The 13,007-nt window shown below is 37.5% G+C and carries 15 protein-coding genes; 6 read left to right on the top strand and 9 right to left on the bottom strand.

Translation table 11 applies throughout. The features are described 5' to 3' along the window. Positions 1-57 precede the first annotated feature (57 nt). A complete protein-coding gene (locus V7112_RS11050; protein WP_335419106.1) occupies positions 58-1,743 on the bottom strand; it encodes a peptide ABC transporter substrate-binding protein in 1,686 nt (561 codons plus the stop codon). 255 nt (positions 1,744-1,998) lie between these two features. On the opposite strand from V7112_RS11050, the gene V7112_RS11045 reads away from it, so the two are divergent. The 4 genes from V7112_RS11045 (at position 1,999) to V7112_RS11030 (ending at position 3,423) form a co-directional block, all read left to right on the top strand. After that, positions 1,999-2,694, top strand: a complete 696-nt coding sequence (locus V7112_RS11045; protein ID WP_335419104.1) for a Crp/Fnr family transcriptional regulator — start codon at positions 1,999-2,001, stop codon at positions 2,692-2,694. An 80-nt stretch (positions 2,695-2,774) separates the two neighbouring features. Continuing rightward, a complete protein-coding gene (locus V7112_RS11040; protein WP_335419102.1) occupies positions 2,775-2,996 on the top strand; it encodes a hypothetical protein in 222 nt (73 codons plus the stop codon). A 20-nt stretch (positions 2,997-3,016) separates the two neighbouring features. Beyond that, complete coding sequence (locus tag V7112_RS11035) at positions 3,017-3,265, top strand: sporulation protein (protein ID WP_335419098.1); 249 nt, start codon at positions 3,017-3,019, stop codon at positions 3,263-3,265. A gap of 14 nt (positions 3,266-3,279) precedes the next feature. Further along, on the top strand, positions 3,280-3,423 hold the full coding sequence (locus tag V7112_RS11030) for a hypothetical protein (RefSeq protein ID WP_335419095.1): 144 nt from the start codon (positions 3,280-3,282) through the stop codon (positions 3,421-3,423). 56 nt (positions 3,424-3,479) lie between these two features. Here the strand turns inward: V7112_RS11030 and V7112_RS11025 are convergent, their stop codons facing one another. From V7112_RS11025 to V7112_RS11010, 4 genes are all read right to left on the bottom strand, one after another. Beyond that, positions 3,480-3,866 carry a YppG family protein gene (locus V7112_RS11025; RefSeq protein WP_335419092.1) on the bottom strand — a complete coding sequence of 129 codons (387 nt, stop codon included), beginning with the start codon at positions 3,864-3,866 and terminating at the stop codon, positions 3,480-3,482. Between the two features lie 110 nt (positions 3,867-3,976). Then, positions 3,977-4,342, bottom strand: coding sequence for a YppE family protein (locus V7112_RS11020; protein ID WP_335419088.1), 366 nt, complete (start codon positions 4,340-4,342; stop codon positions 3,977-3,979). Positions 4,343-4,371: 29 nt separating this feature from the next. Further along, a complete protein-coding gene (locus tag V7112_RS11015) occupies positions 4,372-4,632 on the bottom strand; it encodes a hypothetical protein (RefSeq protein WP_335419085.1) in 261 nt (86 codons plus the stop codon). A 513-nt stretch (positions 4,633-5,145) separates the two neighbouring features. Continuing rightward, the gene (locus tag V7112_RS11010; protein ID WP_335419082.1) at positions 5,146-6,165 is read right to left on the bottom strand and encodes a DUF2515 domain-containing protein; all 1,020 of its coding nucleotides are present in this window, start codon (positions 6,163-6,165) and stop codon (positions 5,146-5,148) included. Positions 6,166-6,351: 186 nt separating this feature from the next. Here V7112_RS11010 and recU point away from each other — a divergent pair, with 186 nt between their 5' ends. Together recU and V7112_RS11000 are read left to right on the top strand one after the other, a co-directional pair. Beyond that, entirely contained in the window at positions 6,352-6,951 is a 600-nt protein-coding gene (gene recU / locus V7112_RS11005) for a Holliday junction resolvase RecU (protein ID WP_335419079.1), read from the top strand. An 88-nt stretch (positions 6,952-7,039) separates the two neighbouring features. Continuing rightward, entirely contained in the window at positions 7,040-9,616 is a 2,577-nt protein-coding gene (locus V7112_RS11000) for a PBP1A family penicillin-binding protein (RefSeq protein ID WP_335419076.1), read from the top strand. A gap of 30 nt (positions 9,617-9,646) precedes the next feature. On the opposite strand, the gene V7112_RS10995 is transcribed toward V7112_RS11000, so the two are convergent. From V7112_RS10995 to asnS, 4 genes are all read right to left on the bottom strand, one after another. Continuing rightward, on the bottom strand, positions 9,647-10,000 hold the full coding sequence (locus V7112_RS10995; RefSeq protein WP_335419072.1) for a YpoC family protein: 354 nt from the start codon (positions 9,998-10,000) through the stop codon (positions 9,647-9,649). Further along, on the bottom strand, positions 9,993-10,652 hold the full coding sequence (gene nth / locus V7112_RS10990; protein WP_335419069.1) for an endonuclease III: 660 nt from the start codon (positions 10,650-10,652) through the stop codon (positions 9,993-9,995). Before nth ends, V7112_RS10995 begins: the two co-directional genes overlap by 8 nt. Positions 10,653-10,667: 15 nt before the next feature. Beyond that, a complete protein-coding gene (locus tag V7112_RS10985; RefSeq protein ID WP_335419066.1) occupies positions 10,668-11,378 on the bottom strand; it encodes a DnaD domain-containing protein in 711 nt (236 codons plus the stop codon). 250 nt (positions 11,379-11,628) lie between these two features. Continuing rightward, a complete protein-coding gene (gene asnS, locus V7112_RS10980) occupies positions 11,629-12,921 on the bottom strand; it encodes an asparagine--tRNA ligase (protein WP_335419063.1) in 1,293 nt (430 codons plus the stop codon). Positions 12,922-13,007: the final 86 nt, after the last annotated feature.

Below are 13,007 nucleotides of genomic sequence, written 5' to 3'. Positions count from 1 at the left end.
GCCAGCTTTTCTTATGCTTGTCGAGGCTGACCAAGGCGCTTGCGCTTTTGTTATTACCTAGTTTTTGATATCTGCATAAATGAACTGAGGATAACTATTGATTGGTGTGTAAATACCTGTTACATGTGGCTTCACAGTAAATGGTTTTGTATAGAAATAAACAGGGATTACTGGCATCTCATCCATTAGGATTTTTTCAGCATCATGCATGGCCTTCATGCGATCTTCTTGATTCATTGTTGTTTTCGCTAGGTTAACAAGCTTGTCGTACTCAGCATTGCCCCAGTTCGCATCATTATATGGTCCATCTGTTACCCAAAGGTCCATAAATGTCATTGGATCTACATAGTCACCAACCCAACCCGCTCTGGAAATTTCATAATCACCTGCTTTTTCACGGTCAAGCTTTACTTGGAACTCAACGTTTTCTAACGTAATTTCGACACCAAGATTTTTACGCCACATCTCCTGAACAGCTTCCGCAATCATCTTATGGCCATCTGACGTATTGTAAGTTAATGTTACGGCTGGAAACTTATCAAGACCTTCCTCAGCCAAGCCCTCTTCCATTAACTTTTTCGCTTCTTCAATATTTGCTTCAAATAATTTACCAGAATTTTCTTGATAATCACCTGAAACATCAGGGATTCCTGGCGGCACTACCGAATATGCAGCTTGTTGACCACCTTGTGCCACATGCTCTACAATCGTTTCACGATCAATTGCCATGGATAACGCTTTACGAATCTTTACATTATTAAATGGCTTCTTCTCTGTGTTTAAATTATAGTAATAAACAGCAAGGTCTGTTCCAATCTGGAACTCAGGATTATTTTGATCCTTTAATTGACCAATGACATCCTGTGGTAATGGATACACTAAATCCAATTCATCTGATTGATACATTTGCCATGATGTATTCTCATCATCGATAATGGCGAAATGAACTTCATCTAAATTAATTTTGTCTTTGTCATAATAGTTTTCGTTCTTTGCAAGCTTCATGCTTTCTTTATGCTTCCACTCTGTCAATTTAAATGCACCATTTGATACATAGGAATCTGCTTCCTGGTACCATTCTGGATTTGACTCCTGAACAGCCTTATTAATTGGATAATACGTGTAGAAGGATGTTAAATCTAAGAAATAAGGTGTTGGCTGTGCAAGCTTAACCTCTAATGTTGTATCATCCACAGCTTTTACACCGACTGCAGCTTCTAGTGCAGCTAAATCCGCACCCTCTTCTGCAGAGTTATACGCTTCTCCACCCTCTAAATAATAGAGTTGATATGCATATGTAGACGCAGTTTCTGGATTTAGGGCATACTTCCATGCATATTCAAAGTCATGAGCGGTAACCGGGTCACCATTCGACCATTTTGCATCACTACGAAGCTTGAATTTCCATGTTAAGCCATCCTCACTCGGCTCCCAAGATTCAGCCATTCCTGCTACGATTTCTCCTTCAGGAGTCTTCTTTGTTAATCCTTCAAATGCATGCTCAAGAATCCATGAATCATGTGTTCCTTGTGCTGTCCCTGGGTGTAATGAACCAGGCTCTTCGTTATTATTTAAACGAAGAATCTTTGGTCCAGATGCTTCCTGACCGTTCTCTTTACCTTCCTCACTAGGAGTTGTTGGTTTTTCTGGTTCATTCGTTGTTGTTTCTCCACTAAAACAACCAGATAAACCTAAAAAGATAGAAAGCAATAATACCAATCCAACTGAAAGCTTCCTTTTCAAACGATTGACCCCCTATAGTATTTTATTGAAACCATTTTGATTTCTACATTAAATCTATAAATAAAACCGAGAAAATATTACATTAGACGTAAATTTCTTTTTTAATTAAGTGATTAGGACTAGTTTTCCTTTCATACTTTAATACAACGACCTTTTAACCTGATAAATTCTAGCGGCTGAAATCTGGTAATGCTTTACCTATAATCTAGTAGTTTGGTACACTTAAGATAATAGTGAGATATGGAGTGAATACATATGAATCGGATTGAAATAGCTGAGGTTTTACGAACGGTACCACTTTTTAAAGAATTAACGAGCAATGAGTTAAATGAGATAGTAAACATTGCTCAATACCGTCAATATAAAAGGGCCACACATGTTTTTATGCAGGATGATCCGTTGGAGAATGTTTATTTTATCTTTAAAGGAAAAGTAAAAATATATAAAAATGATATAAATGGAAAAGAACAAATTGTAACCGTCCAAAAGGATGGGGATATGTTCCCCCATGTCGGTTTTTTCCGTAAAGGAAACTACCCCGCTTATGCTTTAGTAATGGAGGACACGAAGGCTGTTGTTATTTCAATTTCTCATTTTGAAAATGTACTTTTACAGCATCCACAGGTTTGCATTAAGCTTTTTAAAGTGATGGGTGAAAAAATAGTAGACCTTCAAAATCGATTGGAGGCACAAATATTAAATAATACATACGAGCAAATCATTAAGCTGATATTGCGCCTATGTAATACGGACGGCCAAAAGATGCAAGACGGTAAAATTATGATTACTACACAATTCACAAACAAGGATTTAGCAAATATGATCGGTACAACCCGCGAAACGGTTAGTAGAACATTAACCAAATTAAAGAAAAAAGATATCGTAGTAGTAGATGAAAAAAGTAATATCATTGTCAATCCTGAAAGCTTAGAGGATGAACTGTTCATATAATATATATGCGAGACTAGAGTACATTGACTTTAGTCTCTCTTTTTATATCCAAATTTACATACTTTGCATAGAAGATTAGCATGATATGGCTAGGAGGTGTAATTGTGGACAAGAAGCCTGGCAATCAAAATTTACCTGATTTTAAAGAACTGAATGACAGGATTATTGCGGAAGCTAGTGATGAGCCTATTCTCGTTATTAAAACGAATCTCGATCCTAAAAATGCAACTGAGGACAACCCGTATTATAAAGAATCTGAAACAAATGAAGAGGAATTTACATCTTTTTTCGAAGAATCCTAATAATGAAATGGTGATCAATCATGGACAAAACGCTAGGGTATTTAATTGAGTCGATTTCAAATTATGGCGATGAAAATAAAATAAGTCGTGCCATCCTTACAAAAATGATTAATAACCAATACCGCACTGAGGAAGCATTGGTTAGAGATTTAGATGAGGAAGAAATCGAGTTTTTAAATAAGATTCTTCCTGATGAAATTAATTATGCAATGGATGAAAAAGATTTTAAACGTGTGAATCAATTGAATGAAGTTTATGAATTGCTATAGAAAAGGTGGATTAGATGGCAAAAGGATTTAATACGAAGCAATACTCAGATACAGACGTCGAGGAAGTTAAACGTCTCAATGCGAATTCGGGATTATCCTATAATGAAGCATTACAGCTATTAGCAAAACAATATGATGAACAAAAGAAAAATAAATAACCCTATGTAAAAAGAAAGCTGTCATATTATCTTCAGCTTTCTTTTCGTTTTAGCCTCTATACCTTGAATGTTTTCGTTAGGCCTTTTACGATTGAGTTAACCTGGTTTACAGCCCCTACCATTTGACCCGCTGTGTCCATCATTTTATTGATATCATAGGTTCCATCCTTTTTCTTAAATTGATTGAGGATGGTCCCTCCCCCTTTTTGCTGCGTCTGACCCATTCCTGTCGGATATGGGGTTTGGAATGGTGCTTGATACCCGTATGATGAATAACCAGGATAACTGTTCAAATTATAATGCATGTAGGAAGGAGGAGAGTATTGATTCCACCCGGATTGATACCCTCCACCATAAAATTGTTGATAGGTAGGCTGCCCATAAAATGGCCACGAATTTCCATAAGGTCTGACAGCTTTGTTCCTGCGATTATACTGATACATGTGGAACAAACCTCCTGTAATGTTCTTTTTCTTTAGAATATGTAAAAACTGGGTTATATGTTCAAACAAAAAAGATACCAATTATATAAGGGTATCTTTCAACGAAAGGCTTATTTAAGGATTGTTACCTTCTCAAGGATGTTATCAAGTACGTACTGGATTGATTCGTACATATTTTTAAAGCGTTTGACTTTTGTATCCCGGTAAAAGCTTTGAATCGAGATATGCTGTATGTTTTCATGGGTAGCATCAATCTGATTTGGATGAAGATTTTTGGGGAATTCTTTTTTGATCCATTCAATCGCTAATTCTCTCCAGCTGTCCGCAATTTCCATTGTATCGTCCACAAATGGCTTGACTTCTTGATAAAAGTCCGCAACATATGATTCATTATCCTTGACATCCTCTAATCGGTTAATGGACTGATCACAGAGATCCTTTAGCCTATTTGTCTTCGCTAATAGTTCCGTATACATTCTCTCACCTCAACATCTATCATACCGCTTTAATAGCTTAATGTTAAGTGATAGGAATGCTCCTTTTCAGATTGCACGGCTTGTTCAGCATTTTGATTACGATACGCCTTACGTAAAGAGATAAGCTCATTTTCAAGTTGCTTTAATTGATTAATATGTTGATGTCCTTCCTCATGAATATACTTATCCACCTCTGTCTTGATTTGCATATCAATCTTGTTTAGCGTAAAAAGCAATTGGTCAATATCATCAAGAACATGTACTTTCGTCTTCAGTTCATCCTTCAACATATCCATCCTCCTAAACGGTCTTTTTAAGTAGTTTCGACGTGGAAAATTTTCCTCCTGCACGCTTGACAAAACTAGTTTTCATTCGTCAAAGAAAGTGGATTTCCCCTATCACTTCTCTCCTTTTTCGACAACACTTTCATACTTTTTAGAATGGTAATAAAGAAAAATGCTCACACTACTAGCAGGAGGTGAAGGTTCCATGGCAAAGAAGGATAAAAAGAAAAATAAACAAGAACGTAATGAAGAGACAGCTCCTGGTTATGGAAACAAAAAACTTGAAGGACCTAATCGACCATCAACCTAAGAAAAGCGCTAGGCGCACGGATAGAGGAACATCGACTAAGTACCGCCACGTCCTGTGGCGAACGTCGATGTCAGCACTTCCTGTCCAAGTCAAGCATAAGACAAACGCTGACAGAAGGTGTTTTTTACCTTCCGAAGCGATTGGCTTAGACCTGAGAGCCGATGGCGCCTGAGCTAGACATCTAAAATATACATACAAAGGCTGATTGTTCAGCCTTTGTTTTTTCGTAATAATTCCTCTATTAAAATACCCGCTTGCATTTGCTTTTGCTTTTTTAAGAACCAATTTGTAAGCTCAAATTGGTCACAAAGCTTGATTTCGTTAAACCACTTTTCTTTTACTTTTCCATTATACCAATCAGGGGTTTGATCTCTGTTATGCTTAATTATTGGATATGTAGTGCGTAAAAATGGGGTATTGCGAAATCTTCTTTCCGCAACATATCGTTCATAATCAAATCTTGAGCCAGTATGCTCAACTTCGTTTGAAAATCTGATAAAACGATCATAATAATCGACATGAAATAACAGGGATGCTAGCTTTTTACCGAGTTTTATTCTTTCATCAAGCTTCGTAAATTGCTGAACAGAAAAACCGAATAATCTTCCCTCGAGTGTTGGAAAAATGACAGAACTAAAGTGAAAAAAATCCTGGATATTGTAAAAAAATCGTTGAAATACCTTTTTTCGATAAAATGGGTGCTCAATCACTGGTTTTTGGATGATATTTTGTTCATTGATGATTTGAGCGGTTACTAACCGATTTCCTTCTCGATGCCTCCAGTAATACTCCCATTCTACTTCAATAAATCGGGATACCGAAAACATTTTTAGTAAGTGAAAGAGTGGCTTCCCCTGCCTCTTTGAATATTCGTATACTAGGAGTTGTGGATAGGCATCGGAAAAAATAAGCCAGTTTGCCCGTTCATAAGTATGGAACAGAACGTTTCTCTCTTTTTTGCTGAGTACCTTCGAAAACCACTCTCCTTCAAGATCCGTCATATTCCAGCCAGCATTCCTTGATACCTGACTTGCTAAAAATGACCACCTAATCTCATTATGCCGTCGATAGAAGCTTGTATAGGCTTTGGTACGTGAAATATTATCAAGGTTTCTCTTTACCGTTTTTGACTCAATCTCATTATAAAGTTCTTTTTCCTCTATTGTGAATTGAATTTCCCGGTTTCGCCGTTCATTTACCATTTTTTCTATTTTAGTAACGTCGCTCATACATGTACACCTCTTCTTTCTTAGTGTATCCAACCAATCGGTCTGCACGCCCTCAAAAGTATATTTTACGCCGAATAGTATGGTATAGTGAATGTTACTCTGTAGCCTATTACCAACTGTTTAAAATTCGTTAAACTATTTAACCTACATTTTTGGTATAATAGTTGTCTTAAGGGGGATGGGAGAATGGAGTTTCGTTATCCGAATGGGAAATTATATAAGCCCCAGCAGGTAAAAAACAAACCACATCTCAAGCAAAGAATATATGGGAATCGTGGAATGACATTAGAGGAAGATCTCAATGAAACGAATCAATATTATTTAGAACAGGAAATCGCCGTTATTCATAAAAAACCAACACCTGTACAAATCGTAAATGTAGATTACCCAAAACGAAGTGCTGCAGTAATAAAGGAAGCCTATTTTAAACAAGCATCGACTACGGACTATAATGGCATATACAAAGGCCGTTATATTGATTTTGAGGCGAAGGAAACAAAAAACAAAACCTCCTTCCCACTCCAAAATTTTCACGACCACCAAATCAAGCATATGTCCGATTGTTTAAAACAGGATGGGATTTGCTTTGTGATCTTACGCTTTACAACATTTGATGAAATTTATTTACTTGATGCAAAACATCTTTTGACCTTTTGGGAACGAAAAAATAAAAATGGTAGAAAATCAATTACGAAACAAGAGGTCGAAACGGTTGGCCATCAATTAGCTATTGGCTATCGTCCGAGAATTGATTATATTAAGGTTATTGACAAGCTTTACTTTTAACCAGAATAGCAAATTATGCTAAGAATGAAACCTATCCTAACTAAAATACGTCATATAGTAGGAAAGTATTGAAAGGCAGGAACTAAGTATGTCTGAAAAATATCAATCACGTGAAGCACGTCGACATGCAAATCAAAAGAATAAAAAGAGAAAAAAATCAAAGGGTTCAATATTTAAACGAATCTTATTAGTGATCCTATTAATTGGAATTATTGGTATGGTAGCCGGTGCTACTACATTCTTCGTTATGGCAAGTGGCGCTCCAAAATTGGATGAATCCCTACTGAAGGACCCACTTTCTTCTAAGGTTTACGATATGAATGGAAATAAAATATATGAATTCGGAGCGGAAAAACGGACTCATGTCCCTCTTAATCAAATACCTGAGAATTTAAAAAATGCCGTAATAGCTGTTGAAGATGCACGTTTTTATGAACACCACGGCCTAGATGTTATCCGCCTTGGTGGGGCTGTTGTCGCAAATATCACCAATGGATTTGGTGCAGAAGGTGCAAGTACCATTTCACAGCAAGTTATTAAGAATTCCTTTTTTGAGGAGGGGCAAAAAAAGCTCACAAGAAAAGCGCAGGAGCTATGGCTTGCTTTTCAATTAGAACGTAAATACTCAAAAGATGAAATTCTTGAGATGTATTTAAATAAAATATATTACGGTGTCGGTAACACATATGGTGTTGCCAAAGCAGCCGAATTATATTTTGGTAAACCACTGGATGAACTCGAGCTTCACGAAGCTGCTTTTATAGCAGGGCTTGGACAAAACCCAGGAATCTATAACCCTTTTGTCAACCCTGAGAAAGCAGAAAACCGTCGAAATGTCGTCTTAAACCTAATGGTTAGACATGAATTCATAACGAAAGAACAAGCTGATACAGCTAAAAAGGTTCCAATTCAATCTACACTCGTGGAATCAACAGAACAATCACATCCAATCGATTCTTTCATGGACCAAATAAAACTTGAGCTTAAAGAATATAGTGATATCGATGTGTATAATGCTGGGGTGAAGATTTATACAACTTTTGATCCTGAGGCACAAGCACATGTAGATTCATTATTAGCTAATGAAAATCCAGATATTCAATTTCCGGATGATCAATTTCAGGCAGGTATCGCCATTGTAGATACGAAAACAGGTGAAATTAGAGCAATTGGTGGTGGAAGAAATCAAGCACAAAATACACGCAGAAACTTTGCGCTTGAATCCGATAACCAACCTGGTTCAACAATTAAGCCGATTTTAGATTATGGTCCTGCGATTGAATATTTAAAGTGGTCAACCTACCATCAAATTAAGGATGAGCCATACACTTATTCGGATAAAAACAAAACCCCTATCAACAATCATGATAGAAAATATATGGGACAAATTACAGCAAGAGTTGCTTTAGCTCATTCAAGGAACATTCCTGCACTTAAAACATTCCAAGAGGTTGGAGTGGAAAAAGCAACGGAATTTGCTAATGGGCTTGGAATTTCATTTGAAGGAAGAATTAATGAAGCATATTCAATTGGTGGAACGTCAAGTGGTATTTCTCCTATTGAAATGGCTGGTGCTTATGCAGCATTCGGTAACCAAGGAAACTTTATAAAACCGCATGCAGTGAATAAAATTGTCTTTCCGGATAATCGAGAAGTTGTTCTTGCACCTGAGCCTGAGAAAGCAATGTCTGAAGCAACAGCTTTCATGCTTACCGACATGTTGAAATCGGTAATGGATTTTGGTTCTGGACGAAGATACGATGTTTCGGGGTTACAAATTGCCGGTAAAACAGGCACAACAAATTACACTGCAAAAGAGATTAAAGACTATAATATTCCTGCTGGCGGCGTTCCAGACATTTGGTATAGTGGCTACACACCAAGCTACACAGTTTCCATTTGGACGGGATATAGCAGTAACAAAGATCCAGTTATGCCTGCTGAACAAAGCTTAGCACTAAAATTATTCAGCAACATCATTACGAAACTTTCTGAAGGAAAGGAAGCAGAGGATTTCGTAATGCCTAAAACAGTTGTTAAGGTCGGTGTCGAAAAAGGTTCTGATCCTGCGAAGCTTCCAAGCGAATTTACACCAAAAGAAGAAATTGTCTATGAATATTTCATAAAAGGTACAGAGCCAACTGAGGTGTCTGATAAATACGATAAGTTAAATGCTCCATCGAACCTTGATGTGATGTATGACCAAGTAACGAATCAAATCAATTTAACTTGGGCATACGCCGAAGGTGAAATTGAAGGAAATAGCTTTGAGGTTAGTGTATCAATTGACGAAGGCCCTGCAAAAGTTCTGACAACAACGAAAGAACTAACCTATACGGTAACCGAAGCAATACCAGGTGCTATATACAAATTCACTGTAACAGCAGTAAATGATGAAAATCCTGAAAAACGCAGTGACCCTGCTACAAATACGACTGAAATACCTGAACCGCCAGAAGAAGAAATTGAAATTCCACTACCTCCTGTAAATCCAGGTAACGGGAATGGGAATGGAAACGGCAATGGCGGCGAAAACGGTGGAGGTACTGACGGTGAAGGAAATGGTGAAGGAAATGGTGAAGGAAATGGTGAAGGAACTGGAGAAGGTGATGGTGGTGTACCAATCTTCCCTCCTCTCCCACCTAGCAACGGTGATCGACAATAAGAACAAAAATAACGCACAGTTGACTGTGCGTTATTTTTTATACGAAAGGATTTTCAGTTTTGCATAAAGCTTTAATACTTCTTGATAAAGTTCATTTAATTGAATGAATGAGTGATACTGATTTGGCTTCTTTAAAATAAACGAAAAACGTTCTTCTAGATTTATCGGTTTATAATTTAAGCCTTTGATGCTCTCTTGGAGCAAGTTTTTATCCGGTGTTATTTTTCCATTCGTTAAAAATAATAGGGTTAAAAAGTCATCAATAGCTTCTTCCATTGGGTCCACTATGGCTGCTTTATCTCTGTTTCTGAAAAGGAGCGTTAAATGTTCGTTACGAGCATCCCATTTCTCCTTGATTGCAGATATGATTTTTTCATTATCCAACCTTCTCTTTCCCCTTCATACGCTTTTTCCCTTCCCTACAAACATCAAGGAGCGGACAAATTTCACATTGGGGATTTTGAGCTTTACAATGGTATCTTCCAAAAAAGATCATCCGATGATGCGTTGGAGACCATTCTTCCTCAGGGACTTTTTTCATCAAAGTCTTCTCGACCTCTAAAACAGAGTCCTTCCATCTACAAAACCCTAGTCTCTTGCTGACTCTTTCTACATGTGTATCCACTGCAATAGCAGGAATTCCAAATGCAACTGAGACAACCACATTTGCCGTTTTTCTACCAACTCCCGGGAATTTTGTTAATTCATCACGGTCTTGTGGCAGGATTCCTCCATAGTCTTCAATTAACATTTGACATAAGTTACGTATATTTTTGGCCTTATTTCGATAAAGACCGATGGAACGAATATCATTTTGAAGTTCTTCAAGTGAAACCGCCAAATAATCTTCAGGGGTTTTGTATTTTTCAAAAAGAGAGGCCGTTACTTTATTTACCAATGCGTCTGTACATTGAGCGGATAATGCAACAGCAATCACTAATTCAAACGGATTTTTATGATTTAGCTCACAATGGGCATCAGGGAACATTTCCCCCATTGTGTCAAGACAAAAACGTATTTGTTGTTTGTTTAGCATTATTTATCACCTATTTTAATTTTCTAACCAATTATAAAATGGAATGGTCCGTTTATAATTTCCTTGTTGCGCTTGCTCCGTTTGTTTTTGCTTATGTTGATATTGGCGAAACTTTTGGGAATGGTTTTGGGCTTGTTCAATCGTGCGGATGCCGTTCTTTTTCCATTCAAATAGGATTCGGTCGATATAACGGAAATTAAGTTTTCCAGACATGACAGCCTCACGTAAAGCTGCTTTTATGATTGTTGGATCGTGGTGATCTTGGTCGAACCACATCGCTAATGATTCACATTCAAAGGGTGAGAGTGGGCGTCCAAATTCTTGTTCAAAAATGCTATATAAGTCTTTTTCTTGCTGCTTCTCGTGTTCTTTTTCTTCGTTTAAGTTTTGTTGAACGAAATGCTGAAGCATTTTCTCCCATAATGGCCGTATTGAGTATTTTTCGTAGATAATTCGATTTTCGTCGTTTCCTTCATTTATTTCTAAATATCCACGTTGAATGAGCTGACGTAGAATTTCCATACATTTTTCTTCTGTAATTGTCATGCGATTTGAGATTTCAATTGGTGTGGGAAAGAAATTTCCACTGTCCATAAAGGTTAAGATATGGAATAGGACCATCATTTCCTCTTCATTTAACTGTAGCTGTCGATACGAGGACATTAACATTTTCGGAATTGAAATACTGCCTTGTTCGAATAAATCAACTAATTTATCCATTTTCATGTATAAACACCTCTTCTTCACCTAGTATACCATGAGACCAAAAAATAGGGGTATAAAGAAATATTTGGCTTGATGTTTGCCCATAAATGAAAGAGACTTTCCTATTAGGAAAGTCCCTATCGTTGTTTTATGTCTAGCTCCAGGCACCATCGGCTAGAGGTCATAAGCCAATCGCTTCGGAAGGTAAAATGCACCTTCTGTCAGCGCTCGTCTTATGCTTGTCGTCGATAGGCGGGTGCCTTGCGCTTTTCTATGGATATAGACGGTTAAGTAGACGTGGGAATGGAATTGTTTCACGTACATGTTCAACGCCACTAATCCATGCAACTGTTCTTTCTAGCCCTAATCCAAAGCCTGAATGTGGAACGGAACCGTATTTACGTAATTCCAAATACCATTCATATGCGCCACTCGTTAGGCCATGCGCTTCAAGCTGCTGTTTTAATAGGTCGTAGTCATGAATTCTTTCAGACCCACCAATGATCTCACCATAGCCTTCAGGAGCAATTAAGTCAGCACATAAAACTACATCATCGCGGTCTGGTGCTGGTTGCATATAGAATGATTTAATATCTTTCGGATAATTTGTAATAAATACTGGTTTGTCATAGCTTTCTGCAATCGCCGTTTCATGCGGAGCACCAAAATCATCGCCCCACTTAATGTCATCAAAGCCTTTTTCATTTAAGAATGTGATGGCATCATCGTAAGAAATGCGTGGAAACGGTGCTTTTATATTTTCAAGCTTAGAAACATCTCGACCTAAGGTTTTTAATTCTAATTCACAATTCTTCAAAACAGATTGTACAAGGTGAGAAACATATTCCTCTTGTACTTTTAAGCTTTCTTCATGTTCAGTAAAAGCCATTTCTGGTTCAATCATCCAAAATTCAATTAAATGACGTCTTGTTTTCGATTTTTCTGCACGGAATGTTGGACCAAAAGAGAACACTTTTCCTAAAGCCATTGCTGCAGCTTCCAAGTGTAACTGTCCACTTTGAGATAAAAATGCATCTTCGTCAAAGTATTTTGTATGGAAAAGCTCGGTTGTTCCTTCAGGAGCACTTCCTGTTAAAATTGGTGGATCAACCTTTACAAATCCATGATCATTGAAAAATTCGTATGTTGCACGAATGATTTCATTACGGACTTTCATAACGGCATGCTGTCTTTTTGAACGAAGCCATAAATGGCGATGGTCCATTAAGAACTCAGTACCATGCTCTTTTGGAGTTATTGGATAATCGACAGACTCATGAATAACTTCTATATTCGTGACCGTAAGCTCATATCCAAACGGTGATCTTTCATCTTCCCTTACAACACCCGTAACATATAAAGATGTTTCTTGTGTAATTGATTTTGCTTTCAGGAATACATCTTCATCCACTTCCGCCTTTACAACGACACCCTGGATAAAGCCTGTCCCATCACGAAGCTGTAAAAAGGCAATCTTTCCGCTTGAGCGTTTATTCGCTAACCAAGCACCGATTATAACCTCTTCACCTACATATTTATTAACCTCTGAAATAGTTGTTTTCACTATTGTCCCTCCAAAAATCAATCAAATGCGCCTCGGCGTATTTGCGCCCGATTTTTTTAGGCCCACACGAGGTGGGTCACAAAGAC

This window comes from Bacillus sp. JJ1566 (assembly GCF_036962685.1).
In the GTDB taxonomy this organism is placed as follows: Bacteria; Bacillota; Bacilli; order Bacillales; family Bacillaceae_L; genus Ferdinandcohnia.
Note: the sequence above shows the minus strand (reverse complement) of the source record. Positions and strands in the feature narration are given on the sequence as shown.

What these genes read in the sequence shown, in the direction of transcription:
- V7112_RS11045 (WP_335419104.1), top strand. Translation starts at nt 1,999, where the DNA reads ATGAATCGGATTGAAATAGCTGAGGTTTTACGAACGGTACCACTTTTT.
- V7112_RS11040 (WP_335419102.1), top strand. Translation starts at nt 2,775, where the DNA reads ATGATATGGCTAGGAGGTGTAATTGTGGACAAGAAGCCTGGCAATCAA.
- V7112_RS11035 (WP_335419098.1), top strand. Translation starts at nt 3,017, where the DNA reads ATGGACAAAACGCTAGGGTATTTAATTGAGTCGATTTCAAATTATGGC.
- V7112_RS11030 (WP_335419095.1), top strand. Translation starts at nt 3,280, where the DNA reads ATGGCAAAAGGATTTAATACGAAGCAATACTCAGATACAGACGTCGAG.
- V7112_RS11025 (WP_335419092.1), bottom strand. Translation starts at nt 3,866, where the DNA reads ATGTATCAGTATAATCGCAGGAACAAAGCTGTCAGACCTTATGGAAAT.
- V7112_RS11020 (WP_335419088.1), bottom strand. Translation starts at nt 4,342, where the DNA reads ATGTATACGGAACTATTAGCGAAGACAAATAGGCTAAAGGATCTCTGT.
- V7112_RS11015 (WP_335419085.1), bottom strand. Translation starts at nt 4,632, where the DNA reads ATGTTGAAGGATGAACTGAAGACGAAAGTACATGTTCTTGATGATATT.
- V7112_RS11010 (WP_335419082.1), bottom strand. Translation starts at nt 6,165, where the DNA reads ATGAGCGACGTTACTAAAATAGAAAAAATGGTAAATGAACGGCGAAAC.
- recU (WP_335419079.1), top strand. Translation starts at nt 6,352, where the DNA reads ATGGAGTTTCGTTATCCGAATGGGAAATTATATAAGCCCCAGCAGGTA.
- V7112_RS11000 (WP_335419076.1), top strand. Translation starts at nt 7,040, where the DNA reads ATGTCTGAAAAATATCAATCACGTGAAGCACGTCGACATGCAAATCAA.
- nth (WP_335419069.1), bottom strand. Translation starts at nt 10,652, where the DNA reads ATGCTAAACAAACAACAAATACGTTTTTGTCTTGACACAATGGGGGAA.
- V7112_RS10985 (WP_335419066.1), bottom strand. Translation starts at nt 11,378, where the DNA reads ATGAAAATGGATAAATTAGTTGATTTATTCGAACAAGGCAGTATTTCA.